At 61.6% G+C, this 24,873-nt stretch carries 21 protein-coding genes; 11 read left to right on the top strand and 10 right to left on the bottom strand.

Translation table 11 applies throughout. From position 1 onward, the window contains the following. Positions 1–4: 4 nt before the first annotated feature. The gene (locus QR290_RS04225; RefSeq protein WP_435875070.1) at positions 5–7,030 is read right to left on the bottom strand and encodes an NEL-type E3 ubiquitin ligase domain-containing protein; all 7,026 of its coding nucleotides are present in this window, start codon (positions 7,028–7,030) and stop codon (positions 5–7) included. Positions 7,031–7,208: 178 nt separating this feature from the next. Between QR290_RS04225 and QR290_RS04220 the strand changes: the two genes are divergently transcribed. Continuing rightward, positions 7,209–8,336 carry a sensor histidine kinase gene (locus QR290_RS04220; protein WP_289204385.1) on the top strand — a complete coding sequence of 376 codons (1,128 nt, stop codon included), beginning with the start codon at positions 7,209–7,211 and terminating at the stop codon, positions 8,334–8,336. 67 nt (positions 8,337–8,403) lie between these two features. On the opposite strand, the gene QR290_RS04215 is transcribed toward QR290_RS04220, so the two are convergent. Both QR290_RS04215 and QR290_RS04210 read right to left on the bottom strand, forming a co-directional pair. Next, positions 8,404–8,709, bottom strand: a complete 306-nt coding sequence (locus QR290_RS04215; RefSeq protein ID WP_115076375.1) for a chaperone modulator CbpM — start codon at positions 8,707–8,709, stop codon at positions 8,404–8,406. 23 nt (positions 8,710–8,732) lie between these two features. Continuing rightward, entirely contained in the window at positions 8,733–9,683 is a 951-nt protein-coding gene (locus tag QR290_RS04210) for a DnaJ C-terminal domain-containing protein (RefSeq protein ID WP_289204384.1), read from the bottom strand. Between the two features lie 293 nt (positions 9,684–9,976). Between QR290_RS04210 and QR290_RS04205 the strand changes: the two genes are divergently transcribed. Further along, a complete protein-coding gene (locus QR290_RS04205; protein ID WP_289204383.1) occupies positions 9,977–11,251 on the top strand; it encodes an Hsp70 family protein in 1,275 nt (424 codons plus the stop codon). A gap of 114 nt (positions 11,252–11,365) precedes the next feature. Here QR290_RS04205 and QR290_RS04200 read toward each other — a convergent pair whose 3' ends face one another. The 3 genes from QR290_RS04200 to QR290_RS04190 form a co-directional block, all read right to left on the bottom strand. Then, positions 11,366–12,379: an AI-2E family transporter gene (locus QR290_RS04200; RefSeq protein WP_103386768.1), complete on the bottom strand. Its 1,014-nt coding sequence runs from the start codon at positions 12,377–12,379 to the stop codon at positions 11,366–11,368. A gap of 98 nt (positions 12,380–12,477) precedes the next feature. Then, positions 12,478–12,783, bottom strand: coding sequence for a PsiF family protein (locus QR290_RS04195; protein WP_064379136.1), 306 nt, complete (start codon positions 12,781–12,783; stop codon positions 12,478–12,480). 63 nt (positions 12,784–12,846) lie between these two features. Further along, positions 12,847–13,641: an AraC family transcriptional regulator gene (locus QR290_RS04190; protein WP_115076373.1), complete on the bottom strand. Its 795-nt coding sequence runs from the start codon at positions 13,639–13,641 to the stop codon at positions 12,847–12,849. A 98-nt stretch (positions 13,642–13,739) separates the two neighbouring features. Here QR290_RS04190 and QR290_RS04185 point away from each other — a divergent pair, with 98 nt between their 5' ends. Then, positions 13,740–14,627 (top strand): DMT family transporter, encoded by an 888-nt coding sequence (locus tag QR290_RS04185; RefSeq protein WP_289204382.1) that lies wholly within the window; start codon positions 13,740–13,742, stop codon positions 14,625–14,627. Between the two features lie 51 nt (positions 14,628–14,678). Here QR290_RS04185 and QR290_RS04180 read toward each other — a convergent pair whose 3' ends face one another. The 3 genes from QR290_RS04180 to QR290_RS04170 all read right to left on the bottom strand — a co-directional run bounded on the left by QR290_RS04180 (position 14,679) and on the right by QR290_RS04170 (position 16,605). Further along, the gene (locus QR290_RS04180) at positions 14,679–15,569 is read right to left on the bottom strand and encodes an esterase/lipase family protein (RefSeq protein WP_207984881.1); all 891 of its coding nucleotides are present in this window, start codon (positions 15,567–15,569) and stop codon (positions 14,679–14,681) included. 91 nt (positions 15,570–15,660) lie between these two features. Then, on the bottom strand, positions 15,661–15,966 hold the full coding sequence (locus QR290_RS04175; RefSeq protein WP_011332220.1) for a DMT family transporter: 306 nt from the start codon (positions 15,964–15,966) through the stop codon (positions 15,661–15,663). Further along, the gene (locus QR290_RS04170; protein WP_115076370.1) at positions 15,967–16,605 is read right to left on the bottom strand and encodes an FMN-dependent NADH-azoreductase; all 639 of its coding nucleotides are present in this window, start codon (positions 16,603–16,605) and stop codon (positions 15,967–15,969) included. It abuts the gene before it with no gap. Between the two features lie 119 nt (positions 16,606–16,724). On the opposite strand from QR290_RS04170, the gene QR290_RS04165 reads away from it, so the two are divergent. Both QR290_RS04165 and QR290_RS04160 read left to right on the top strand, forming a co-directional pair. After that, entirely contained in the window at positions 16,725–17,627 is a 903-nt protein-coding gene (locus QR290_RS04165) for a LysR substrate-binding domain-containing protein (protein ID WP_007950621.1), read from the top strand. A gap of 98 nt (positions 17,628–17,725) precedes the next feature. Next, positions 17,726–18,256: a ferritin-like domain-containing protein gene (locus QR290_RS04160; protein WP_064379129.1), complete on the top strand. Its 531-nt coding sequence runs from the start codon at positions 17,726–17,728 to the stop codon at positions 18,254–18,256. 102 nt (positions 18,257–18,358) lie between these two features. Here the strand turns inward: QR290_RS04160 and QR290_RS04155 are convergent, their stop codons facing one another. After that, positions 18,359–20,434, bottom strand: coding sequence for an AsmA family protein (locus QR290_RS04155; RefSeq protein WP_289204381.1), 2,076 nt, complete (start codon positions 20,432–20,434; stop codon positions 18,359–18,361). Between the two features lie 382 nt (positions 20,435–20,816). On the opposite strand from QR290_RS04155, the gene QR290_RS04150 reads away from it, so the two are divergent. The 6 genes from QR290_RS04150 (at position 20,817) to QR290_RS04125 (ending at position 24,743) form a co-directional block, all read left to right on the top strand. Continuing rightward, positions 20,817–21,323: a hypothetical protein gene (locus QR290_RS04150; RefSeq protein ID WP_115076367.1), complete on the top strand. Its 507-nt coding sequence runs from the start codon at positions 20,817–20,819 to the stop codon at positions 21,321–21,323. Between the two features lie 174 nt (positions 21,324–21,497). Continuing rightward, on the top strand, positions 21,498–22,130 hold the full coding sequence (locus QR290_RS04145) for a TetR family transcriptional regulator (protein ID WP_007950628.1): 633 nt from the start codon (positions 21,498–21,500) through the stop codon (positions 22,128–22,130). A 204-nt stretch (positions 22,131–22,334) separates the two neighbouring features. Beyond that, positions 22,335–22,835, top strand: a complete 501-nt coding sequence (gene ureE / locus QR290_RS04140; RefSeq protein WP_115076366.1) for an urease accessory protein UreE — start codon at positions 22,335–22,337, stop codon at positions 22,833–22,835. Next, a complete protein-coding gene (locus tag QR290_RS04135; RefSeq protein WP_289204380.1) occupies positions 22,832–23,506 on the top strand; it encodes an urease accessory protein UreF in 675 nt (224 codons plus the stop codon). The genes ureE and QR290_RS04135 overlap by 4 nt, the downstream gene beginning before the upstream one ends. Before the next feature lie 22 nt (positions 23,507–23,528). Next, the gene (gene ureG, locus QR290_RS04130) at positions 23,529–24,143 is read left to right on the top strand and encodes an urease accessory protein UreG (protein WP_007950645.1); all 615 of its coding nucleotides are present in this window, start codon (positions 23,529–23,531) and stop codon (positions 24,141–24,143) included. 27 nt (positions 24,144–24,170) lie between these two features. After that, complete coding sequence (locus QR290_RS04125; RefSeq protein ID WP_289204379.1) at positions 24,171–24,743, top strand: HupE/UreJ family protein; 573 nt, start codon at positions 24,171–24,173, stop codon at positions 24,741–24,743. The last annotated feature ends 130 nt before the right edge of the window (positions 24,744–24,873 follow it).

Here is a 24,873-nt window from a genome sequence, read left to right as displayed (position 1 = left end):
GTGATCAGCGAATTGACGAGTTCATCAGGTCTCCCGAGGCGCCCTCGGTTGCGCTGGGCATCGGTTCACCGGTCTCAAGGTGCGACAACTCGATCAGTTTCATATTGCGCTCGATGCTCCGCTCGACTTCAAGCATCTGCACCGCCTCCCGATAGGCTGTGCTGCTCACGTCTTCGTGTTCATTTTCCAGCCTTTCGAGTTGCTCATCGGCATTACGGCCAAGCGCGGCGAACGTCTCCGCATACTTCTCGCTCAGGTATTGCACCCAGTATTCGCGGCTGATCAGGTCCTCATAGAACCGTTCGCTTTTCTCTGCCTTCATCACCTCAGCACGTGCGGCAACCAGTTCATCGCCCCTGATCGGACGGGCAAACCGCATGTGACCGGGTTGTCCCGGCAACTGCAGGCCATCGTCCCAGCCTGAGGTCAAACCGATTCGATACTGCAGGCGCACTTCCGCCGGGTCGGCATGACGGTTCATGCTGCGGGCGGCGAGTTTTTCCACCTCACCCAGACGGAACAGCTGCCGTGACAGGTCGAGCAAGGCGCGTCCCTTTTCCGCAAGGCCGGGCTGCAGATGGCGCAAGGCGTTGTACTCGAACACCTTGACCTCGATTTCACTGAACGCCAGGGTTCGTCCGTCGACGCAGGTGGTGTGGGTGGTCGCCATGGAAAATACCGTGTCGCGCAGCTCCCGGCTGCCATCGACCGTCTCGACGATTTTCCATACTCGCCGGGTCAGGTCGGCGCGAAAAACCCGGAACTCTTCGGTATCCGGCATCCGCGACAACAGATGAAAGAACGCAGCGTTGTCGGGTTCGCCAGCCAATCGCTGCCACATCGCCCGATACGACGCGACATCCTCCCGGGCAATGTTTTCCATCCACGGGGCTGCCTGTTGTTCGAGGGTGCTTTGAGCATGCGTCGAAAGATCTTCATCCGACTCCGGCTCGCTCTCGATACCCGCACCCTCCCCGTCGCTCTCAGTGGTGCTATCCATGTCATCGATCATCCGGTCGATGTCGGCATAGGTAATGCCCAGCACGTCATGGCGCCCTCGGGCATCGGCGTACTCTCGCAACCGGACGAGGCTTTGCTGCGATATTTCGTAATTCTCCGACAGGTTGCTGCCTGCGATCAGCGCCGTATGACTGCCGTCATACAGTTCGGAAGGAATCGACGCGATTTCGTTGCTGCTCAGGTCGACCGCTTGCAGATTCGGCGACTGCAACACACCGTCAGGCCAGGCAGCCAGCAGATTGTCACGCAGATCCAGCCGTTCCAGCCGCCCGAGGCCAGTGACATTGAACGTGTACAGACTGTTATGGCTCAGATCCAGCCAGCGCAGCTGTTCCAGCCTCTCAAGGATCGGATACATGGGGGTGGATTGCGCAAGGCCGGTGAACGACAGCTCAAGCCGTTCCAGTTGGCGCATCTGCGCAACAGGTTCAGGAATTGCCGGCAGATGGTTGCCGCTGAGACTGAGCCGGCGCAGTTGCGTAAATGCCCCGAGAAAACCGTTCGAACCACTTGTGGTGAGCTTGACCCCGGACAGGTTCAGACTGCTCACCGCCGGCATTGCTTCGCCCAGTTCAGGCAGATTACCCACCTGTAGACCGTCGAGGCTCAACTCGTGATCTGCCACACCGTTCCAGTCGATCGTACCTTCGCGCCAGCACCTGATGATGCGCTGTGCGGCGAGCTGGCGGCTGCGCGACGATATGACCCAGTGCATGCCCCGGGTTTCATGGGTGAACAGCCAGTCGTTCAGGCGCCGGGTGAGCGACTCGAATGACTGCTCCCATTGCGCGATCCGGGCACTGATCTGTGTATCGACCAGGCCGGCGTCCCGCATCCGCTCAATGGACGTCTGCGCACGAGCGGCGTCGTAATCCGGCCGCAGCCGCCGCAAACGCGCGCCCCACGTTACCGGGCCTTCTCCCGTCGGCAACGATGGCAGCGGCAACAGGCGCCGAGCAACCACCGAGCCGCTTTCCTTGGGCGGCGTCCGATGACGCGGCTCTTCCAGCGCAAAGCGTTGCAGGGAACCGGCAACCAGGCCTCTGTCGTCCTCGACCCGCCGCCTGGCTGCGGCCAGGTCGGCCTGCGCCTGCGGGCTCAGTGGAGTACCGCTCAGGCTGGTGTCGAGCAAAAGCTGATCACGAGACAGCAGCGCCGCCGGTAACGACGTCAGACGGCTGTCACTGAGGTCCAGCCAGGTCAGCTCGGGCAGTTCTCCGGCACCGGTCGGCCATTGATCGATGTTGGTCTTGCTCAGGTCGAGCGCCTTCAGTCGGTTCATGCCGCGCACATCAATACTGCTCAACGGGTTGTCATGCAGGTTCAGGGTTTCCAGCGCCGGCAGATCACCCGGCTCCAGCGGCAACTCGGACAGATTGCAATGGCTCAGGTCCAGCGTATCGAGGTGTTGAAAGGCACGGAGAAAACCGCGCATTTGTTCCAGCGGGGCCTCTAGCCCTGCCAGATGCAGATTGCGGACATGGTTGAAGCCTTCAGCGGACAATGTCGGCAGGCTATCCACAGGCGAACCCATGATATCCAGTACCGAAGCATCGACGGGCAGACTGACGTACAGGTTGAAAAATACGCTTTCAGTGCGTGTGCCATAGCGCTGAAGCAATCCACTGCGCCAACTTTCCATCAACGCATCAGACACCGCCGAGCGCGCCGCGCCGCCATTGAGCACCGTCGGCTCGGATCCGACCCAATCCTGCAACCGATTGAGTTCGTTGAACTGTTCACTGAGGTTTTCGATGGCCGCGAACCTGCTCGTCGCATCTGTAAATTGCGCTTTGAAACCGCTGTTCAAAACATCGAGCACACTGGATTCCATGTTGAGAAAACGCTTGAGTTCACCGCGACAGTAATCCGCAACCATTTCGTCCAGATCGATCAGATGCCGAGGTTGACTGCGCACAAACTCATAGATGGACTTGAATACTCGTCGGGGAAACTTCGACCAGTCCAGAGACAGGCCGGACAACAATCGCTGATGGCCCTCATAAATTTCCATCGGAAGCGTATTGATGGCCGTCGAGCGCAGGTTCAATCGCTCGAGCCGGGGCAAGTCCAGCACACCGAGCGGCCACTGATGCATGGACGGGCTGCCGACTTCGAGCCGGCGCAACTGTCGCATCCCGCTTACATCAAGCGTCACGGGCTCCACCGGATTTATCGCGCTGCCGGTACAGTGCAGCTCAAGCTCTTCAAGCCGGCTCAACTCTCGAAGCCGCGTCGCCACTGTCGCAGTCACCGGCGTCGAAAGTTTCAGGCGGGTCATGTGTCGCAGCGACTTCAGTGTCGCAAGCACCTTCTCGAACTCCGCCGTACTCGTGGTCAGTGTCAGCCTTTCGACATTGGGAAACACGGCGAGCGTTTCGGCGACCACCGGTGCGCGCAGGGTCAGCTCGCGGACGTGGGCGAAGTCTGCTGCCATTGGCGGCAATGGCGCATCACTGATGAGGGTGAGGCGCGCCGCTTCAGGGTCGTGTCCGGCCAACGGTGCATTGCGCCAGCCATCCTTGATGCTTTGCACCGTGCGCATGATTGCGTCGTGGGACTCTTGCTGGCGCAGCTCCGGTGACATCAACCACTGATCGAGTGTCGTTTCAAGCTCCCGCCATTCGCTCATACGATTGTTGAGCAAATGGAAGATCTGTTGATCGGTCTTGCCCAGGCGCCATTGTTCAAGAATGAAACCCCGGGCCTGTGCGTCACTCAACCCGGGATAGACATCCTGGACGCGGCCGGTCAACACCGGATCCAGCCCGGCGCTCTCACCACTGGCCGGATAACCCAGCCGTCCGGAAGCCGTACGACGAGGGGGTCTGAACCAGGGGTCGACGGGGTGAAACACCTGCGCGCACGCCGTGCGATGAGTGCGTGCGTAATCAACGATCGCGCGTTTCAGTTCCCCGCTTTGTCCCACCTGAGGCAATCCGATCGAGCGCCGGGCCTCATCGGGCAGCGCATGCATCAGCGAGGCGTAAAAGTTGTCCCCTTTGACGGGCATACTGTTGAGCGTTTCAGCACGATCATCAAGGGCCTGCCAGGCCGTACCGTTCCTGACCACGAATTTGTGATGCGGCGCGACCTCGCTGCCGATGGCATCGATCAGCGGTCCGCCGATACCGCCCTCACGCAGCTCAAGACGAACATCGCCAGGCCAGCCCGGCAGTCTGCCCAAGATATGCAGCGCCAGTCGGGCGCTGTCGTTCGACGCCATGCTGTCGCCGTGCAGCCCGGCCATGGCCCGGGTCAGGCGCCCTTCACCGGCATACCCGCGGCTGAGTTCCTGCAAATGCAGGGGAACTCGTGGTGAACTGTCCAGCCGAGCGAGTTCGTCGGCATCCGCTTGATGCAACACCGTCTGCGCGGCCCGCTCCGTCAGGCCTGGCTGGCTTCGCTGCAATTTCGCGATCCGTGGCGCAACAGGATCGGCGGTGCGTAAAAGGCTCTCGAGCAGCGCCGGTTTGCGAGCGTCGGCAAAATCGCCGATCTGCCTGGCCAGTTCCTGCGGTCTCACGGCGGCGACCCGTGCGGGTTCACCACCGAGCAATCGAACCACTTCGGCTTCATCCAGCGTGGCCAGAATCCGCGCCGGCAACCCACCGCTCAAGACCTCGGTCCGGCTGACCCGGATGGGCGCCTTGCCACCGCGCCGTGTCCCGTAACGCAGCGCACTACCCGACAAATCAGGGGAATCGTAGACCTGCAACTGTCGCCCCCACGGCCAGCGTGGCATCTCGGGCAGCAAAGGCAAAACCTGCAGGTATCGCTCGTCGATGGGTTGCGTACCGACCACCTGTTCGACGATCAGTCCGGCATCCCGTTCGGCGCGGAAAAGTCCCATGGCGTCCGCCAGCTCCGGGGGTGGCAAGGCGTTGTCCAGGTGCATTTTGCGCAGGGCTTCATCGCTGACTCCGGCCACGTCGCCAAGGGTCAGCAACTGTTCGTCGGCGAAGGCGTCGGTACTGTGGCCGATCCGCCTGAGCAGTGTCAGTCGATCCCACCGCTGCGGGCGTTCAAGCGTGTGTCGCCAGGCGCCGGCGCCGTTGTGCGCCAACGGCGGCTGGTAGGCCTGCGGATCACTTGGGTGGCTGATACGCCACGCTTTGAGCGACTCGTCATAAGTCTGCCGATACGTCTTGCCTTCAAGCCGAATGTATTTGTCGTGCCCGACTTCGTATTGCCCCAAAGCATTGGGTTCTGCGCGCGAATCCAGTTTCACGGGACTCTCGTAAGCGCTCAGGTCAGTCCTCCACAAGCGGGTGGTGCCATCGGGCATTTGCACCTGATGCAGGTTCTCGATGGCCGGCACCGGCCTGGCAGTCGTCAGCCGAGCGAAAGCTTTACCGCCCCCTGCCATCAGGGCGATCAATGCAAGGTTCTGCGCGACATCGATCAGATGCGCCTTCGCGGCCTTGCGATCACCCTCACTCCATTCGATGGCGCCTTCAAAGGTTTCGTCGAGCAGTTGCCCGGCCATCACTACCATCATCACTTCACCCAGCACCGGCACGAGCATCGAGACGCCCATCAGCACCAGCATGCCGATGTTCAACAAAGCGGCGAGCTTCTGCGAGCGCACTTTGGCGTCGACATCCGCCGTGGGGACGGCGTGGCTGCGGGCATCGGCGATCAGCCGATCGCGATGCTGATCGAACAGGTATTCCCACAGGTCGACATTGTCCGCCCAGATCCCGTGGCCCTTGCGAGACAAGTCCGTGGGGTTGAGATACGGATCAGCATTCGGGACCTGCTCGACCGCAGGCGCAGGCGGCAACTCGCGAATGCCCGCAAGCGTCCCGCTGATCGGATTGATGGCTTTGAAAACCTCATTGAACAGTGGAGCGTAGGGCGTCAGTCTTTGTGCGGCCGTTTGGACTGGCGTGTCATCGGTGAACTGACTGAAATAATGTGAACGGTCGGCATAGGCCACGAACTGACTGAAGAACCGCTGATATGCATTCGGGTCCGCCGGATGAACCTGCGTGGCATCGCGCGCCGTGAAGCGCTGCTTGAACATCGCTTCGATTTCCCGGCCCTTGTAACGTTTGAGCGGGTGATAGGGATCGCCCGGGATATACAGGATCGAGTCGTCGCTGTAGCGGTACTTCTCGCAGATCGCGAACAACACACAGCCGGTCATGCGTCGCCCCATCAGGCCCAGATCGCAGAACCAGATCTGCCGCTTGCCCTGGCGCGGCGCGAGCTCGCCATTGAGGACCGAGCGAATCGAGGCGTAGTCTTCGCGACCGATATCGCCCTTGAGCAACGCCACTTCGGCCGCTGCACGCAAAGCAGTCTTGTGGGCGTCGATGAACTTGTCGCGCAGCACATGCCTGGCCACCGCATCCTTGGGGTACAGAAACGCCTTGAGGTAATCCTGATACTTCGTCCCGATGTCCAGCGAACGGCACAGTCCGGTGAACTGTTCGACTGTCAAACGGGTGGTTAACGGTTCCAGGGTGCCCGGTATCGAGGTTTCAATGCGAAATCCCGAAGTTCGATGAAAGGCCCCGCCTGTACATTCGCGGGCTTCGAAATTGTGCAGCGCTGCTTGCAGCAAAGGCAGTTTCAGGACCTGGAAAAAATCGATTTCGATGGCGAAAATCCCCACCTCCACCGGCTTGTTCAGCACCAGCCAGGTCTTGTTGACGTCGAGGGTCACGTTGAACTGGTCCTTGAGGGCCTTGGTCAGCAATGGCGCTGCGAAGCGATCGATGTCCTGAAAACCCGACATGGCCTTGTCCAGGCGTGCCTGAGCGGCGAGGCTGGTGGTCAAGGCATCGCCCACGGTTTTGCGTTGATCGCGGGATGCATGCCGGTACCAGTCCGGTGTGGCGTCATCGGTATGCTTCAACGCTTCACGCTGGCGCGGCGCAGCATTGATCAGCCAGCCGGGACTGGATCGCTGCAGCAGGTCCGCGTGCAGACTTTGCGTCACAAAGGGGCTCGGCGCTGCAACGGTGTCCGGGGAAGGTGGGACGGCAGGGATTTCGGACATGGTTTCACTCCTTGAAATGGAGCAAAAGCAGACCATGACGAACCGCCGTGGCTGCGGTACATAGGTATCGCAACGGGGCAGCTTGTCAGTGGAAATTTCAGGCCCGAGCGGCGCTTTCATTCCCGCGCAAAGGGGCTAATATTCGAACGCCCCGCCTTGATTTTCCAGGAACCCGGTCATGCGTTTATCCGAATTCATCAGGCAACACGCGGATCACATCGTCGAGGAATGGGAACAGTTCGCCAGAACCATCACCCCGGCGGCCGACACCATGGATCGGGCAGCACTGCGCGATCATGCCCGGGCGATTCTGCTGGCCGCCGCGCGGGACATGGACACCGCACAGACCGCCCGCGAGCAAATCGCCAAGGCCAAGGGCGAAGGCCCGGAGAAAACCCCGAGCCTGGACGAGGCCGGCGCCAGCCACGGTGAGTTGCGCCATACAGTGGGCTTCGACCTGGTACAGATGACTTCGGAATTCCGCCATCTGCGCGCCTGTGTGATTCGCCTCTGGGTCAACAGTCTGGAATCGCCGGACATGGCGTACTTTCAGGACATGATCCGCTTCAACGAAGCCATCGATGAAGCCCTGGCCGAGTCGACCGCCGCCTACGCCGAGCAGGTCAACCGCTCGCGCGACATTTTCCTCGCGATCCTCGGTCACGACCTGCGCGCGCCGCTGCAAGCGGTCAGCATGTCGACCGAATTGCTGATGCGTAAAACAGCTTTGGAAGGTGAAGCGCTGACCTGTGTGCTGAACATCAAGCAAGGTGCGCGGCACATGGCGGCGATGGTCAGCGATCTGCTGGAACTGGTGCGCAGCCGCCTGGGCAGAAGCCTGCCGATCGAGCCGGCGCCGATGGATCTGGCCGACGCGGCGCGAGCGGCCATCGCCGAAGCCTGCGCCGGCAATCCGGAATGTGATCCGACACTGAAAACCGAGGGTGACACCCGTGGCGTCTGGGATGCCGGACGGATCGATCAACTGCTGCAGAATCTGATCGGCAATGCCTTGCAGCATGGCTCAAACCCGCGCGAAGTTCTGGTGACACTGCGGGGCGATTCGGGCAGCGTTCACCTGAGCGTGCAAAACTACGGCAACCCTATCCCCGAAGAGGCCATCGGCACGATTTTCGATCCGCTGGTACGCAGTGCCGACGAAGAACTCGGCCAGCCGTCGACCAGCCTCGGTCTGGGCCTGTTCATCGTCAAGGAAGTGGTGACCGCCCACGGCGGGACAATCGAAGTCAGCTCAAGCGAAACCGAAGGGACGCTGTTCAGCGTGACGCTGCCCAGAAAGGCTTAGGCAGGGAAACCGCAGCGACTTCATCGCTGGCAAGCCAGCGATGGGGACCTCAATCACATCCGAGAAGCTATTCGACCACCAGCCGCCCCAGACGCTGACGGAGCATGCGGTTCTCTGCCCGCAGTTCCTGCACTTCTTCCAGCAGGTCCAGCGCCAGGGCGACGCCTTCCCATTCCAGGTCAAGGTCGCGCCGCAGCTTGGCGGCGCGCTTGGCCAGGGCCAGTTCGTAGTCGGTGAAGCGCCATTCCCGGGGCTGCGCGCCCTGAGGTTCGAGGATGCCGTGTTCGACGATTTCGATCACGTAGACGTCCGACAGGTCGGCCGCCTCACAGAATTCTGCCATGTCCAGTTGAACGATCAGGGGGCTGCTCATGATGGGCTACTCCGTCGTCAGTATCAGAAGTTCTCGCGCGGATTGAAGGCGGCTTTCTTCGCCAGTTCCTGCCACAGCGCCTTGACGTCATCGCCGTTGGCTTTGGGCATCACGGCCTTGAGCTGGACGAACAGATAACCGCGCTCGCCAGCCTTGTTCTGCAGACCGTGGCCCTTGGCGCGCATGCGCTGGCCGTTCTGGCTGCCGGCCGGGACCTTGAGGTTGATCTTGCCGGTCAGGGTCGGCACAGCCACTTCGGCGCCCAGCGCCAGTTCCCACGGTGCCAACGGCAAGGTGATGATCAGGTTTTCGCCTTCAACGTCGAATTTCGGGTGCGGCGCGAAACGGATGGTCAGGTACAGATCGCCATTGGCGCCGCCACCGATGCCCGGTGCACCCTGGCCCTTGAGGCGGATGCGCTCGCCGTCGGTCACGCCCGCCGGGATCTTCACGTTCAGGCTCTTGCTGGTGTTGCTGACGTGCTGGCCCGAGCCGTTGTATTGCGGCACCTGGAAGCTGATCTTTTTCGATTCGTTCGAAAGCGTCTCTTCCAGAAAGACCGGCAGTTCCAGTTCCACGTCTTGCCCTCGCCGTCCGGCGCTGCGGGATTGCCGGCCAGCGCCGCCACCGAAACCGGGGCCGCGATTGCCGAAGATCGAACTGAAGAAGTCCGAGAAGTCACCGGTGTCGCCACCGCCGCCGCCAAAACCGCCACGGCTCTGCCAGCCCGGTGGGCCCTGGAACGGCTGACCGTGCTGGCCGTAGCGGCGCAGGTCGTCGTATTCGGCGCGTTTGTCGGCGCTTTTCAGCGCTTCATAGGCCTCCGAGGCGTCCTTGAACTTGGCCTCGGCGTCCTTTTCCTTGCTGACATCGGGGTGGTATTTGCGCGCCAGCTTGCGATAGGCAGCCTTGATTGCCTTGTCGTCAGCCGTCGGCTCCACGCCGAGTATCTTGTAATAGTCTTTGAAGTCCATCGAAGGAATCACCATCCGTTATCGATTTCGCGCCGATGCCAGCATGCGCCGATTCGCGCGTGCCGGGTTGACCGATCTCAAGGTTGTGACCGGGTGGCGCAGCAGAAGTTTATCGGCAGTGGACGGCGGTTCTTGCGACCGCCGGTATGTCTGCCGGCCCATGCCAGCAAGTTTGGGGCAAAGCGCCGAGTTTCAAGCAAGCTTAGTCGTGAAATAGCAGATGACCGGCCTTCGAATCTGTCGCGCACTGACATACACTGCGCGGCCGTTTTTTTGACCGGAACCGAAAGACCATGAAAGACGCCTCTCCAGCCCGTGCCTGCGGCATCGACTTCGGCACGTCCAACTCCACCGTCGGCTGGCTGCGCCCCGGCGTGGAAACGATGATCGCGCTGGAAGACGACAAGATCACCCTGCCGTCGGTGGTCTTTTTCAACATCGAAGAGCGCCGTCCGGTTTACGGCCGCCTGGCGCTGCACGAGTACCTGGAAGGCTACGAAGGCCGGCTGATGCGCTCGCTCAAGAGCCTGCTCGGTTCCAAGCTAATCAAGCACGACACCAGCGTCCTCGGCACCGCAATGCCGTTCAAGGATTTGCTCGGGCTGTTCATCGGCCAGCTCAAGAGCCGCGCCGAAGCGGCCGCCGGTCGTGAGTTCGAGCAAGTGGTGCTGGGCCGTCCGGTGTTCTTCGTCGACGACGATCCGCTGGCCGACCAGGAAGCCGAAGACACCCTGGTGGAAGTGGCGCGCAAGCTCGGTTTCAAGGACGTTTCGTTCCAGTACGAGCCGATTGCCGCAGCCTTCGACTACGAGTCGACCATCGAAAAGGAAGAGCTGGTACTGATCGTCGACATCGGCGGTGGTACGTCGGACTTCTCGCTGGTGCGCCTGTCGCCCGAGCGTCGCGGTGTGGATAACCGTCACGACGACATCCTTGCCACCGGCGGCGTGCACATCGGCGGAACCGACTTCGACAAACAGCTGAGCCTGCAAGGCCTGATGCCGCTGTTCGGCTACGGCAGCCGCATGAAAAGCGGCGCGTTCATGCCGACCAGCCATCACATGAACCTGGCGACCTGGCACACCATCAACTCGGTGTACTCGCAGAAATCGACCCTGGCCCTGGGCAGCATGCGTTACGACATCGAGGACACCGGCGGCATCGACCGTCTGTTCAAGCTGATCGAACAGCGCGCCGGGCACTGGCTGGCGATGGAAGTGGAAGAAACCAAGATCCAGCTGACTCACAACGACAGCCGCCATGTGGCGCTGGATCGCATCGAGTCAGGTCTGAGCGTGGAACTGACCCGGGCGTTGTTCGAGTCGGCCATCGAGTCGCAGCTCGAGCGCGTGCGCGGCAGCGTCACCCAGTTGCTGGCGGACGCCAATGTGGCGGTGGGTCAGGTCGATACGGTGTTCTTCACCGGTGGTTCGAGCGGTATTCCGGCGCTGCGCAACAGCGTTTCGGCGATGCTGCCGAACGCGCGGCATGTGGAAGGGAACATCTTTGGCAGCATTGGCAGCGGTCTGGCGATTGAAGCCATGAAACGCTATGGCTCGGTGAACTGATCCAAAATTGGCGGTGCGCCCTTCGCGAGCAAGCCCGCTCCCACAGGTTCAGTGTGATCCTGTGGGAGCGGGCTTGCTCGCGAAAGGGCCGGTTCAGGCGCTACGAAGCCTGGATCAAACCATCCCGCCCAGCTTCAACTCACTCTTCAGATACGCGTAATAGATCGGCCCCGCCACCACCCCCGGCAAGCCGAACGCGGCCTCGAACACCAGCATTGCCAGCAGCAACTCCCAGGACTTGGCACTGATCTGTCCGCCGACGATGCGCGCGTTGAGAAAGTATTCCAGCTTGTGGATAAAGATCAGGTAGCCCAGCGCCGCAATTGCCACCCAGATCGACAGCGACAGGCCGACGATGGTGATCAGCGTGTTCGACATCAGGTTGCCGATCACCGGCAACAGGCCGAGCAGGAAGGTCAGCACGATCAGGGTCTTGGTCAGCGGCAGCTTGATCCCGAACAGCGGCAGGATCACCGCCAGGAAGATCCCGGTGAAGAAGGTGTTGAGCAGGGAAATCTTGATCTGCGCAAACACGATGTTGCGAAACGCCTGAACCAGCAGGTGCAGACGGTCGAACAGCGCGGCCGCCAGCGGCTTGCGCTTGGTGACGTCCGGCACGCGCTGCAAGGCGATGATCGCGCCGAGCACCATGCCGATCAGCAAGGTCACAAACATGTGCGCTGCATCTTTGCCCACCAGTTGCAGTTCGGACAAATGCTTGCTCGCCCATTCACCGATGGCCACCCGGAACTCGGCAGCGCTGGCCGGCAGGTAAGCGTCAATGAACGGCGGCAACTGCCCGCGCGCGCGGTCGACCACGCCCATGAATTTGTCGAGGGAAGCGCCGGGGTTTTCCGCTTCATGCAGCAGGAAACTGATGGCGCCGGCGAAGATCAGCGTCAGCACACTCACCACCAGCGTGCCCAGCAGCGCCACCGCCAGCCAGCGCGCACGCCGACCTTCGATCAGCCGTTGCAACTGCGGGGTGAGCATGTTGACCAGTTCGAACACCAGCAACCCGGCCAGCAGGCTGGGCAGCAGACGCAATGGCAACACCAGCAACAGACCGCCGAAAATGATGATGCAACTGACCCAGAACACAACATGACGCTCAGAAAACGTTGGCATACAGCCTCAAAACGAACGGCGTAAAAGGATTGGCAGTCTGCCAGCGATCCGGCGCCGAAGCGAGCGGATGCCCTGCCGCTCGCTGCGATCTGTCGATCTTATTTTTTCTTCAGGCAATCACTCATGAACGTCTTGCGCGCATCACCGGTCAGCGCCTTGGTCTTGGCATCGGCATTACAGGTTTTCATCTTTTCCTGCTGCGGGGTCAGCGCCTTGGCGTCGTTGGCCGCCGGGGCTGCCTTGAGGCAGGTGCTCATGAAGGCCTTGCGCTCGTCGCCCTTGAGGCTCTTGGCCGTGGCGTCGGCGTTGCAGGTGGTCATTTTGTTCTGTTGCGCCGTGGCGGCGAACCCCTGGGAGCACAGCAGCAGACCGATCATCAACAAAGGGACACGCAGCATCTTCATGGAGTTTTCTCCTTGGCGCCGCCTCGATGGAGGCGGCCTCCGGCTGAGTGTAGTCAAAGCTTGTTACACCTTCCTGCCCTCAAGATGACTGCGCCGGTATTGCTCCGGGGTACATCCGGCCTGGCGCGCAAACATGGCGATGAAGGCCGAGCCGCTGCTGTAGCCGAGATCGAAGGCGATTTCCTGCACGCTGCGCGCCGACTCCAGCGCCTCGATCGCCGCGAGATAACGCAGCCGCTGACGCCACTCGCCGAAACTTATCCCCAGCTCCCGCACGAACTGCCGGGCCAGGGTGCGCTCGCTGACATGCACCTGCGCCGCCCAGTGCGCCAGCGGCTCGTTATTGCCGGGCTCGGCCTGCAGGGTTTCGAGAATGGTCAGCAAACCGGGGCTGCTGGCGTAGGGCAAATAGCACTGATGAACTGGCGCCTGGCGCAGTTGATCCACCAACACCTGGGCCAGACGCTGGTCAGCTTCGAACGCGGGGATCTTCACATCGCGGGCGGCAAAGTCCTTGAGGATCGCCTTGAGAATGTCGCTGATCGCCAGGGTGCAGGCCTGCGCCGGCAAGTCGGAACAGACATCCGGCGCCAGGCACACCGCCCGATAGTTGACCGGCTGATGGCTGTAGAAACTGTGCTCGACCTGCGGCGGCACCCACACCGCGTATTGCGGCGGCGACATGAAGCGGCTGCCGTCGACATCCATGTGCAGCACGCCGTGGGCCGCGTACTCCAGCGTGCCCCACGGATGGCGGTGCGGCGCGGCGTATTCGTGGGCGTTGAAATCGGCATAGCGGAAATACACCGCCGACGGCAGTTCGCTGAAATCCAGCAGATCGATGTGTTTACTGTTCATGCTGTCCGGAATCAGGGGCGGGTTGTCCGGTTCGCAGTATAGGCCTGCATCCAGACAGGGGATAATCACCGTTCATCAACGTACTGGTTTCTCCTCCCATGCAATACGCGTTTCCCCTGCTGGCGATTTTCATCTGGGCCGGCAACACCGTAATCAACAAGCTGGCCGTTGGCACGATCTTTCCCGCCGAGATCGGCTTCTACCGCTGGCTGCTCGCCGGTCTGCTGTTCACGCCGTTCATGCTCAAGAAGGTGATCGCACACTGGCCGCAGATCCGCCCGAACCTGGGCAAGATTTTCATCCTCGGCGTGCTGGGCATGGCGGTCTATCAGAGCCTGGCCTACTTCGCGGCGACCATGACCAGCGCCACCAACATGGGCATCATCCTGTCGCTGATGCCGTTGATGTCGCTGGCCATGGCAATCATCAGCCTCGGCCAGCGCCTGACCGCCGGTGCGCTGGTCGGTGCGGTGCTGTCTTTCGCCGGTGTGCTGGTGGTGGTGTCGTCCGGCAGCCTCGGCGCACTGCTGCAACACGGCGTGAACCTGGGCGACGCGATGATGCTGATCGCCACCCTCGCCTACGCCATCTACAGCACCCTGCTGAAAAAATGGCAGCTGCGCCTGCCGCCGCTCGTGTTGCTGTATTTGCAGGTGCTGGTGGCGGTGGTGGTGCTGTTTCCGTTGTACGCCATGTCGCCGAAAACCGGCCTGACCCTGCAGAACATTCCGCTGGTGCTGTACGCGTGCCTGCTGGCCTCGATGCTTGCGCCGCTGGCCTGGATGCAGGCTGTGCAGCGCCTGGGTCCGAGCCGGACCACGCTGTTCTTCAACCTGCTGCCGTTGATCACCGCGCTGATTGCTGCGGTGGTATTGAAGGAACAACTGGCGATGTATCACCTGGTCGGCGGCTTGCTGACGCTGGGCGGAGTGATTCTTTCCGAGCGCTGGACCACCGTGCTCGGCCGCCGAGTCAGCGTTGCCTGATCGGGCGCCTTCGCTGGCAAGCCAGTGATGAACGATAACGTGGTCTGACTGTTAAACCCCGGCAGCCTTGAGGCGCGCCGCATGCTCGACGAACAGCCGCACCGGATCCGCCCCTTTGCCGACCAGTCCCAGTGACTGGTTGACGATGTCGAAGTGATCCATCGGGTAGTCATCGCCGATGACCGTACCGAGGTGCGAGCTGTAGCGTCCGACCATGCCGTCGCACTGCCCCGGCTCGCGCACGAAGGTTTTGGCGAACAACCGGCAACTGCGGTTGGTGCCGTCAAACAGGTTGCCACCGCGATCAGTCTTGCCCGGCTGCAACGTGCCGGACCACGAGTAATAACGCACACCGTTGACCTCTTCCGGCCCATGCCCGCCCCAGGTTTGCGGCAGGCCCTGGGGATAACGCTGGTTGAACAGCGCCACGCCTTCAGTGGTCAGGGAATGGTGAGAGGCGTGGATATCCACCGGCAGTTTCGGCCCGTGGTAGCCGGTTTCCAGCAGCGCCATCAGCCAGCCGACAAACCGCAACAGCGCCTCGAGGATGCGTCCCTTGGCGCTGTCCGCCGGATAGTGTTTCGCCAAATAGTCAGCCAGTTCAGAACCATGATTGGGCCCGGCCACCGACGTCACCGACGCCACCAGATCCGGACGTTTGGCCGCCGCGTAACGCGCCGTCAGCGAGCCCTGGCTATGGCCGAACAGATTGACCTTGGCCGCACCGGTCTCGCGCAGAATTTCATCGATGCGCGCCAGCAACTGCTCGCCGCGCACCTCGGTGGAATTGAGCGGCGACACCTGCACCGCAATCACCGTCGCACCACCCCGGCGCAACGCTTTGATGATCCCATACCAGTACGGGTACAGCACCAGACGGATGAAACCGAGCATTCCCGGCACCAGCACCAGTGGATAACGTGTGGCCGAATCTTGCGACATGGGCAAACATCCTTGTGGTCGGTGAGTGGATGCAGGGCGTGCAAAACGCCCGCCAAGCATCCTCCTCGATGATGACAACTCCACGACCAGCCTACTTCAGCCCCACCACCCCCGCCACAATCAGCCCCACCGACAGCAACTTCACCAGCGTCAGGCTCTCGCCCAGCAGGGCGAAACCGAGAAAAACCGTGCCGAGTGAACCGATGGCGGTCCAGATCGGATAGGCGATGCTCACCGGCAACTCGCGCATCGCCAGGGTCAGGAAGTACACCCCACCCACCGCCGCAACCACGGTGATCAGCGACGGCCAGAGCCGGGTGAAACCTTCGGCGTACTTCATGCCCATGGCGAAGGTGACCTCGAACCCGGCCGCGATCAGCAGAAACAGCCAGGCCACCTAGAACTCCCGGGCCAGGTCGAGCAGGCGCTGCTCGGCCTCGGCCACTGACACCGCGAAGGTGCGCTCGGCGGATTCCTCGCCCTCGGCGGCGACCACCGTGACGTCGTTGATGCCGATGAAACCCAATGCCGTGCGCAACCATGGATCAGCGTGATTCAGCGCTTCCAGCTCACCGCCCGGGCCGAAACCGAAACCGCCGCGACTGGTAACGATCAGCGCCTTTTTGCCGTGCAACAGCGGCGTGTACTGGGCGATGCCGTTGTCCAGCGTATGGTCGAACGTCAGGCCCAACCGCACGATCTGATCGACCCAGGCCTTGAGGCCGCTGGGCACGTTGAAGTTGTACATCGGCGTGGAAATCAGCAGCAGGTCGTGATCGAACAACTCGCCCACCAGTTGATTGCTCAGCGCCAGATCGGCCTGCATCGTCAGCGGCCGAGCCTCGGGCTCCGGATAAAACGCCGCCGCGACAAACGCTTCATTCACCGCCGGAATCAACGCCCGCCCGACTTCACGGCGGGTAACCTGAGCCTGTGGATGACGGACTTGCCAGGCGCTGAGAAAACTTTCCGCCAGACGCCGCGAATGGGAACGTTCACCGCGTGGGCTGGCATGGATCGCAAGAATCTTGCTCATCTGAATCTCCTTGGGACTAGACTTGAGTGACTATGTGGCGCCAGATTGCTGCCATTCAGTCATCGCCTCAAATGAGCAAAAATCAGTCTGGATGAATTGATTTCATCCGTGGAGTTTTCATGTTTGCTGCCTTGCCCCTGACCGCACTGCGCGCGTTTGAATCCGCCTCACGCCTGTTGAGTTTCAAGGCGGCCGCCGAAGAACTGGCGGTGACGCCCACGGCGATTTCCCATCAGATCCGCTCGCTGGAGGACTGGCTCGGCGTGGCGCTGTTCGAACGCCTGCCGCGTCAAGTGCGCCTGACCGAGGGCGGCGAGCGGCTGTTTCGTAGCCTGCACGGCGCATTTCTGGAAGTGGCGCAAAGCGTCGACACCCTGCGTCCGCAACGCAGCGGCAGCAGCCTGACGCTGTCGACCACCGCCGCGTTCGCCGCGCTGTGGCTGGTGCCGCGACTGGGGCGGTTTTACGCGAAGCACCCGAACATCAATGTACGGCTGGATACGCATTGCGAAGTGATCGACCTGCATCAGGACGCCAGCGTCGATCTGGTGCTGCGCTACAGCCTCGACGATTACCCGAACCTCTACGGGCTGTGCCTGTTCGATGAATCGTTCGGCGTATACGGCTCGCCGGAACAAGTGGCGCTGGCCGCCCGTCGCACCCCGGCGCTGATCAGCGTGCGCTGGCATAACTCGAAACTGTACGCCCACGGCTGGGAGGCGTGGTGCGCGCAGTCGGGCGAGAACTGGTTGAATCAGCACCCCGCCGTCCGCGAATACGACGAAGAGCATTACGCGCTGCAAGCGGCCATTGCCGGACAGGGGCTGGTGCTGGCGAGCAATATTCTGGTGTCGGAGAGCGTCGCCAGCGGTCTGCTGGTGCCGTACAAGGGCGAGGTGCAGGTCGACGGCGCCGGTTACAGCGCGCTTTGCGTACCGGGCCGCGAGCGGCATCCACCGGTGAAGGCGTTCTTCGCCTGGCTGCGCGAAGAGGCGCAGCTTTCCGGGCATGTCCCTCGCTGAATCCGACAAAACTTTTTGCAGCGTTCATCACTCACAACCTGGTAACGATCACGTCAGCAGAACGTGACGCCAATCGGATTAGCCTCCAGGAGACTGAAATGAGTGACCTGCATTTGTCTGATGTTCAAACCCTGCGCGAGCGCGCACGCCAGCACGTGGAAAATGGCGCGGTGACCGAAAGCTACAGTGCCAACCGCGAAGAAGTGCTGCGCCTGCTAAACGAATCGCTGGCCACTGAACTGGTCTGCGTCCTGCGCTACAAGCGCCACTACTTCATGGCCAACGGCCTGAAAGCCAACGTCGCCGCTGACGAGTTCCTCGAGCACGCCACGCAGGAAGCCGAACACGCCGACCGTCTGGCCGAGCGTATCGTGCAACTGGGCGGCGAGCCCGAGTTCAACCCCGACCTGCTGTCGAAGATGTCCCACGCGCAATACGTGGCCGGCAACACCTTGAAGGAAATGGTCTACGAAGATCTGGTGGCCGAGCGGATCGCCATCGACAGCTACCGCGAGATCATCCAGTACATTGGCGAAAAGGATCCGACTACGCGCCGGATCTTCGAAGACATCCTGGCTCAGGAAGAAGAGCATGCGGATGACATGGCGGACATCCTGAAAGACCTCTGAAACCTCCAGATCCAATCGCGGGCAAGCCCGCTCCCACAGGGTTTTCACTGAACCTGTGGGAGCGGGCTTGCCCGCGATTGCTTTCTTGTAAACGCTACAAAATCATTTGGTAGGTTTGACAGTCGCTGGCGCCTTGCCCGCCTTCATCTGCTCCAGCAACGGAGCGCACTGGTTCGGCTCGCCACCGCTCGGCGCCACCAGCGCCAGCAACCCCGCCGCCGGCGCAGCGATCACACCCAGCGCCACCATCCCTGCCCCGCGCAACATCAGCGGCACTGCTTTGACCCCGGCATCCGGCTTGATGAACTTGCCGCGCACGTAGAGCGGCGAACGCAGGGAAATCAGACGCCAGCCCTTCGATTCCGGCGTCACCGTCAGATCCAGTTGCTCGGTGGCCATGTTCGCCGTGCCGTCGATGTAGATGATTGCGTTCTCGGTATCGAACACGAACAGTCGCGTACTCGCCAGGCCGGTCTTGATGTCGAAGTCCGCCGCCGCGCAGTTGATCTTCACTTCCTTGTCGCCAAAGATCTTGCCGACCACGTAGTTGCCGACGTTGAGGCCTGCCAGTTCCATCAACTCGCGACTGATGGCGCCATCGTTGATCAGCATCTTCAGGTTGCCGTTGGCACCGCCCAGCAGTTTGGCCACCGAGTTGCCGCGACCGGCGATATCGGCATCGCCGTTGAGCTCGCCGAAACTGGTCTTCATCGGTTCGAAGGTCGGGAACAGCTGTTTGAGCTTGAACCTGCGCGCGGTCAGTCTGGCCCGGCCTTCCAGCGGTTCGGTGCGACCGTTGAGGCGAATCTGCGCGTCGAGGTTGCCGCCGGCCACGCCGAAGCGCAGCGGCTCCAGACTCAGTTCGCCGTCGTTGAGTTTGAGGTGGGTATAGAGGTCGGTGAACGGCAACTCCTCGCTGTGGACGATGCGTTTGCCGGTGAATTCGACGTCGGCGTCCATGTCGCGCCAGCGCTCGGTCTTGAACTCTTCCACCGGCAATACCTTGTCCGCCGGCTGCTTGCTCTCGCCACCACGGGCCTTCTGCTTGGCATTGGAGTCGGCACCGATCAGCGGCGCGAGGTCGGCAAACAGCAACTGATTGGACAGCAGCGCGCCACTCAGTTTGGGCCGTGGCTGGCTGGCGACGTAAGCCAGATCGCCATGGATGTCGCTGCTGCCGATCTTGCCGTTGAACTGTTCATAGCGGAACTGTGCGCCGCCCGGCTCATGCAGCTTGGCAATCAAGTGGCCGTCGGTGGCATAAGGCGGCGTGTCCGGCAGGGTCACGCCGGTCAGCGGATACAGATTGCCGAGGCTGGCGCCCGCCAGTTTCAGGCGCAGATCAAGCGCGCCGAGATTGAGCGGATCGGTCAGAGTGCCGGCGAGTTCGACGCTGGTATCGCCGATTTTCGCCTGGGCCTGCAAGGGGAACGGTTTGCTCGCATCCTGCAGGGCCAGCAGGCCGCCGATCTTGCCCTGACCGGCGAGTTTCTGGCCGTGATACTGGCCGGCGACTTTCAGGCCGAAGGCGTAATCCTGCGGTGCACCGCCCTTGTCCTGTGCGGTTTTCGCTGCTTTGTCGCCGACGATGTCGCTGAACGGAATCGGCTTGCCCAACGGATCGATCAGCAGGTCGAGATTGGTCTTGAGGGTCTGGTCATCCAGGGTGACGTGGCCCTTGTCGAAGCCGATGGCGCCGATGTCGACCACCCAGTTCGAGGGCTCGGCATTCGGGTCCTTGGGATCGAACGTGAAGGTCCAGTTGGCGCGGCCGTCGGCCAGGCGCTGCAATTGCGCGTTCGGTTCGGTCAGGTCGATGCGCGGGATCGTCACCCGTTGCGCCAGCAAAGCCAGCGGCGAGATACGCAGCTCGACCCTTTTCAGGGTGACCATCTGCGGCTGCTTCGACCAGTCCGGATTGCCCAGCGTCAGGTCTTCGGCCACCACATGCGGCCACGGCACCCAGGCGCGCCAGCCGCCCTCGTCGAGTTCACGCCGCCAGACCACCGACAGATTGCCGTTGATGGCAAACGGTCGATGCAGTTCTTCCGAGACTTTGGCGTTGAGCGGCGGTTTGATCCGGTTCCAGTCGAAGAACACGATGATCAGCACCAGCACCGCCAGAAGCAGCACGAGGGTGGCGAAGGTCCAGGCGAAGATTTTACGCGCGCGCGTCATTGCACAAAGCTCCTGAAGACGACTGCATCCATTGGCACGACGCAGCTGAAACGACGGGCCGTGATGGCCCTCATGAAATCTGTGACTGACAAACAGCCCGCAGGTTTAATCCAAAGCCCCTTCGAGGGCAAAAAACGGTCGCCATTCTGACCGATCGGTCGAACTGGCGTTACCGGCCCCGCACTTTTGCGGAGCGCGAGTGGGTGGAAAATACCCACCGCAGTGCAAAACCGCCCGCCTGAAACGCCCGAGATAGAGCCTCCCACGCGAACAATCAATTCTGTTGATTATTACCATTGTGTTTATGAACTTTTATATCGACTTATCGAGAGTAGCATTGCCCTCGTACCCACTTTATCGCCCTCCCAAGGAGCAACCCATCATGAAACGCCAACTTCTGTTCAGTCTTACCCTCTCGATGCTGGCCAGCACCGCTTTCGCTCTGCCAGCTGCCGATCAAGCGACTCCGCAAGTCAAAACAAGCCACTCGGTGTTCAGCCAGACCATTGCTGCTGATGGCGGCGACCGCACTCCACAAGGTCAGACCCTGGCTGAAAACGGTCGCAACCGTCTGGAAGAAAAAGGTCTGGTTCAAGATGGCTATGACAAAACCCCACAAGGTCAAACCGTAGCTGAAGGCGGCCGTGATCGTCTGGAAGAGAAAGGTCTGGTTCAAGACGGTTCGGATCGCACTCCACAAGGTCAAACCCTGGCATCTGACGGTGGCGACCGTACCCCACAAGGCCAGACTCTGGCTTCTGACGGCGGCGACCGTACCCCACAAGGTCAAACTCTGGCGGCTGACGGCTACGACAAAACCCCACAAGGTCAAACCCTGGCCGAAGGTGGTGGTGACCGTGTGATCGAACGCAACAGCGCTTTGAGCTAAGCCCGTGGCGGCCTGGAAAAAAAGCCCAATCCCTGGATTGGGCTTTTGACTTTTCAGCAGCCTGTATAAAGAAGTCGAGATTTTCCCGCTCCATCTCCCCCACTGCCGTTCGACGCCGACAAAGCCGATTTGCTAGAGTGCGGCGCTTGTCTTGCCTAAGAACACACCCTTGCGATGCTGCCCCGCGCCGAACAGAAACAACAGACCCGCAACGCCCTGATGGACGCTGCCCGCCACTTGATGGAAAGCGGCCGAGGATTCGGCAGCCTGAGCCTGCGTGAAGTGACGAAAACCGCCGGCATCGTCCCCACCGGTTTCTACCGACATTTCGCCGATATGGACGAACTCGGCCTGGTACTGGTCAGCGAAGTCGGCCAGACCTTCCGCGAAACCATCCGCCTGGTACGCCACAACGAATTCGTCATGGGCGGGATCATTGATGCGTCGGTGCGAATCTTCCTTGATGTGGTCAGCGCCAACCGTTCGCAATTCCTGTTTCTGGCCCGCGAGCAATACGGCGGATCGTTGCCGGTGCGTCAGGCGATTGGCCGTTTGCGTGAGGACATCAGCTCCGACCTGGCGGCGGATCTGGCCTTGATGCCCAAGCTCCAGCACCTCAATCGCGAAGGCCTGAGCGTGATGGCCGACCTGATCGTCAAATCAGTGTTCGCCACCCTGCCGGACATCATCGATCCGCCCGCCGAAGCCCTGCCCGAGCATTTGACGCCACAGGCGAAGATCACTCAGCAGTTGCGCTTCATCTTTATCGGGTTGAAGCACTGGCAAGGGCTCGGCAGTACCGAGTGAGAAAGCAAAAAATCGCAGCCTGAAGCTGCGATTTTTTTTGCGCCGCAAATTGGTGCATGTAAAAAACTTCATGCACCAAAACACCCCACAATCCTGCAACATCTTGAAACATCCACTAGTCTCCGACAGGGTTTTCCTACGTCTTGTCCGATTGGCAAGCCCCTTGCTCTAGCCTGAGCATTGTCCATTGCTGGAAGCTTTCCGATGCTGGTGATTCATCGCAGAATCGACCCCCAACCCGTCTGGGCCGCCGAGTTGCACCTGACCTTCGAAGCCAGGAGCAAAAGCCGCCTGCGCTGTTTCAGTGCCGAAGGCGAAGACGTCGGACTGTTTCTGGAGCGCGGCCAGCCGCCGCTGTATGACGGCGAATGCCTGCAAGCCGAAGATGGCCGGATCGTCCGGGTCTGCGCCCGCCCCGAACAACTGCTGCACGTCACCTGCGCCAATGCCTTTGAACTGACCCGCGCTGCCTATCACCTGGGCAATCGCCACGTCGCGCTGCAAGTCGGTGACGGCTGGTTGCGGCTGCTCGACGATTACGTGCTGAAAGCGATGCTCGAACAACTCGGCGCCACCGTGGAATCGATCGAAGCGCCGTTCCAGCCGGAACACGGCGCCTACGGTGGCGGCCATCACCATTCGCGGCACGGTGACGAAGACTTCAACTACGCGCCGAAACTCCACCAGTTCGGCGTCCGTTTGTGAACCCGGCCTGGGCGCTGCTGCGCCTGGCCAGTCCGCAATTGCCGATTGGCGGCTACAGCTATTCCCAGGGCCTGGAAATGGCTGTGGATAACGGCCGCGTCGACAGCCCGGATAGCGCCCGCCGCTGGATCAGCGATCAATTGCTGCTAAACCTCGCGCGGTTCGAGGCGCCCATGCTGCTCGCCCATTGCCAGGCCGCCGCGGACGAAAACTGGGATGAATTGCGCAAGCTCTGCGAAAGCCACCGCGCCAGCCGCGAAACCCGCGAACTGCATCTGGAGAGCCGGCAGATGGGTTACTCGTTGCAGCAATTGCTCAACGGCTTGCCCGAACTCGATCAGGTCGCGCGGGACTTTCTCGAACACTGCACCGAACCGCACCTGGCCCTGTGCTGGGCACTGGCCGCCCGCGCCTGGCAAATCAGCCCGCAGGACGCCCTCGCTGCGTGGCTGTGGAGCTGGCTGGAAAACCAGCTCGCGGTGCTGATGAAAACCCTGCCGCTGGGCCAGCAAGCCGCCCAACGCCTGACCAGCGAACTGCTGCCGCTGCTGCAACAGGCGCAGCAGGACGCCACCCGAATCAATCCCGAACACCTCGGCAGCGCCGCGTTCGGTCTGTCCCTGGCGTGCATGGCCCATGAGCGCCAGTACAGCCGCCTGTTCCGTTCCTAGGGCCTTTTATCTGGAGAATCACATGAACACACAACCCCTGCGCGTCGGCATTGGCGGCCCGGTCGGTTCCGGCAAGACCGCGTTGACCCTGGCCTTGTGCCTGGCCCTGCGCGAGCGCTACAACCTGGCCGTGGTCACCAACGACATCTACACCCGCGAAGACGCCGACTTTCTGGTACGCAACGAAGCGCTGGCACCGGAGCGGATCATCGGCGTGGAAACCGGTGGTTGCCCGCACACCGCGATTCGGGAGGACGCCTCGATCAACCTCGAAGCGGTGGATCAACTGAACCGGCGTTTTCCGGGGCTGGACCTGATTCTGGTGGAGTCCGGTGGCGACAACCTTTCCGCGACCTTCAGCCCGGAACTGTCCGACCTGACCATTTACGTGATCGACGTGTCGGCCGGCGACAAGCTGCCGCGCAAGGGCGGGCCCGGCATCTGCAAATCCGACCTGCTGGTGATCAACAAGATCGACCTCGCGCCGCTGGTCGGCGCCTCGCTGGAAATGATGAACAGCGACACCCAACGCATGCGCAACGGCAAGCCGTTCGTGTTCAGCAACCAGAAAACCGGTCAGGGCCTGGAAGACATCATCGCCTTCATCGAACGCCAGGGCCTGCTGACCGCAGCCTGATTCACTGATCAACAAGGAAGCTTATCCATGACACTCAAACGCATTCTCGGCGCCGTCGCACTGCTGCTGACCCCCGCCCTGGCCTTCGCCCACCCCGGCCATGGCGACTCTGGCCTGGTGGCCGGCATCAGCCATCCGATCGGCGGCCTCGACCATTTGCTGGCGATGGTGGCCGTCGGTCTGTGGGCGGCGCAGCAGCAAGGCGCGGCGCGCTGGGCGCTGCCGTGTACGTTCGTCGGTACCATGCTGATCGGCGGCCTGCTCGGCTTTGAAGGGCTGGAGCTGCCGGCGCTGGAAAGCGGGATCGCCGCCTCGGTGCTGGCGCTGGGTCTGGCGGTTGCGCTGGCCGTGCGTCCACCGCTGGTGATGGCGGTGGCGGCGACGGCGCTTTTTGCGCTGTTCCACGGCGTGGCCCATGGCCTGGAATTGCCGGACATGTCGAGCCCATGGGCGTATGCCGCCGGTTTCGTGGTCGCGACGGCTGCGCTGCATGCGGCGGGTTATGCGGTGGTTCGTTTTCTGCCCCAGGCGGCTGCGCCGCTGGTTCGACTGGCCGGAGCGGCTTCGGCGGTGACCGGAGTTTGGCTTATGGCCGGTTGATCACTTTCGCCTGATCTGGCCTCTTCGCGAGCAAGCCCGCTCCCACAGTTGTTCTGTGTTGTTCACAATTATTGTGTTCGGCGTGACCGTTGTGGGAGTGGGCTTGGTCCGGGCGGCGATCCGACGATAG

It is taken from the genome of Pseudomonas fluorescens (genome assembly GCF_030344995.1).
GTDB lineage: Bacteria > Pseudomonadota > Gammaproteobacteria > Pseudomonadales > Pseudomonadaceae > Aquipseudomonas > Aquipseudomonas fluorescens_BF.
The sequence above is the reverse complement of the archived record's forward strand: the minus strand, read 5'-3'. Positions and strand labels throughout refer to the sequence as shown.

Excerpts from the sequence above, each read along its gene's own strand:
- QR290_RS04225 (WP_435875070.1), bottom strand. The coding sequence starts at position 7,030 with ATGTCCGAAATCCCTGCCGTCCCACCTTCCCCGGACACCGTTGCAGCG.
- QR290_RS04220 (WP_289204385.1), top strand. The coding sequence starts at position 7,209 with ATGCGTTTATCCGAATTCATCAGGCAACACGCGGATCACATCGTCGAG.
- QR290_RS04215 (WP_115076375.1), bottom strand. The coding sequence starts at position 8,709 with ATGAGCAGCCCCCTGATCGTTCAACTGGACATGGCAGAATTCTGTGAG.
- QR290_RS04210 (WP_289204384.1), bottom strand. The coding sequence starts at position 9,683 with ATGGACTTCAAAGACTATTACAAGATACTCGGCGTGGAGCCGACGGCT.
- QR290_RS04205 (WP_289204383.1), top strand. The coding sequence starts at position 9,977 with ATGAAAGACGCCTCTCCAGCCCGTGCCTGCGGCATCGACTTCGGCACG.
- QR290_RS04200 (WP_103386768.1), bottom strand. The coding sequence starts at position 12,379 with ATGCCAACGTTTTCTGAGCGTCATGTTGTGTTCTGGGTCAGTTGCATC.
- QR290_RS04195 (WP_064379136.1), bottom strand. The coding sequence starts at position 12,783 with ATGAAGATGCTGCGTGTCCCTTTGTTGATGATCGGTCTGCTGCTGTGC.
- QR290_RS04190 (WP_115076373.1), bottom strand. The coding sequence starts at position 13,641 with ATGAACAGTAAACACATCGATCTGCTGGATTTCAGCGAACTGCCGTCG.
- QR290_RS04185 (WP_289204382.1), top strand. The coding sequence starts at position 13,740 with ATGCAATACGCGTTTCCCCTGCTGGCGATTTTCATCTGGGCCGGCAAC.
- QR290_RS04180 (WP_207984881.1), bottom strand. The coding sequence starts at position 15,569 with ATGTCGCAAGATTCGGCCACACGTTATCCACTGGTGCTGGTGCCGGGA.
- QR290_RS04170 (WP_115076370.1), bottom strand. The coding sequence starts at position 16,605 with ATGAGCAAGATTCTTGCGATCCATGCCAGCCCACGCGGTGAACGTTCC.
- QR290_RS04165 (WP_007950621.1), top strand. The coding sequence starts at position 16,725 with ATGTTTGCTGCCTTGCCCCTGACCGCACTGCGCGCGTTTGAATCCGCC.
- QR290_RS04160 (WP_064379129.1), top strand. The coding sequence starts at position 17,726 with ATGAGTGACCTGCATTTGTCTGATGTTCAAACCCTGCGCGAGCGCGCA.
- QR290_RS04155 (WP_289204381.1), bottom strand. The coding sequence starts at position 20,434 with ATGACGCGCGCGCGTAAAATCTTCGCCTGGACCTTCGCCACCCTCGTG.
- QR290_RS04150 (WP_115076367.1), top strand. The coding sequence starts at position 20,817 with ATGAAACGCCAACTTCTGTTCAGTCTTACCCTCTCGATGCTGGCCAGC.
- QR290_RS04145 (WP_007950628.1), top strand. The coding sequence starts at position 21,498 with ATGCTGCCCCGCGCCGAACAGAAACAACAGACCCGCAACGCCCTGATG.
- ureE (WP_115076366.1), top strand. The coding sequence starts at position 22,335 with ATGCTGGTGATTCATCGCAGAATCGACCCCCAACCCGTCTGGGCCGCC.
- ureG (WP_007950645.1), top strand. The coding sequence starts at position 23,529 with ATGAACACACAACCCCTGCGCGTCGGCATTGGCGGCCCGGTCGGTTCC.
- QR290_RS04125 (WP_289204379.1), top strand. The coding sequence starts at position 24,171 with ATGACACTCAAACGCATTCTCGGCGCCGTCGCACTGCTGCTGACCCCC.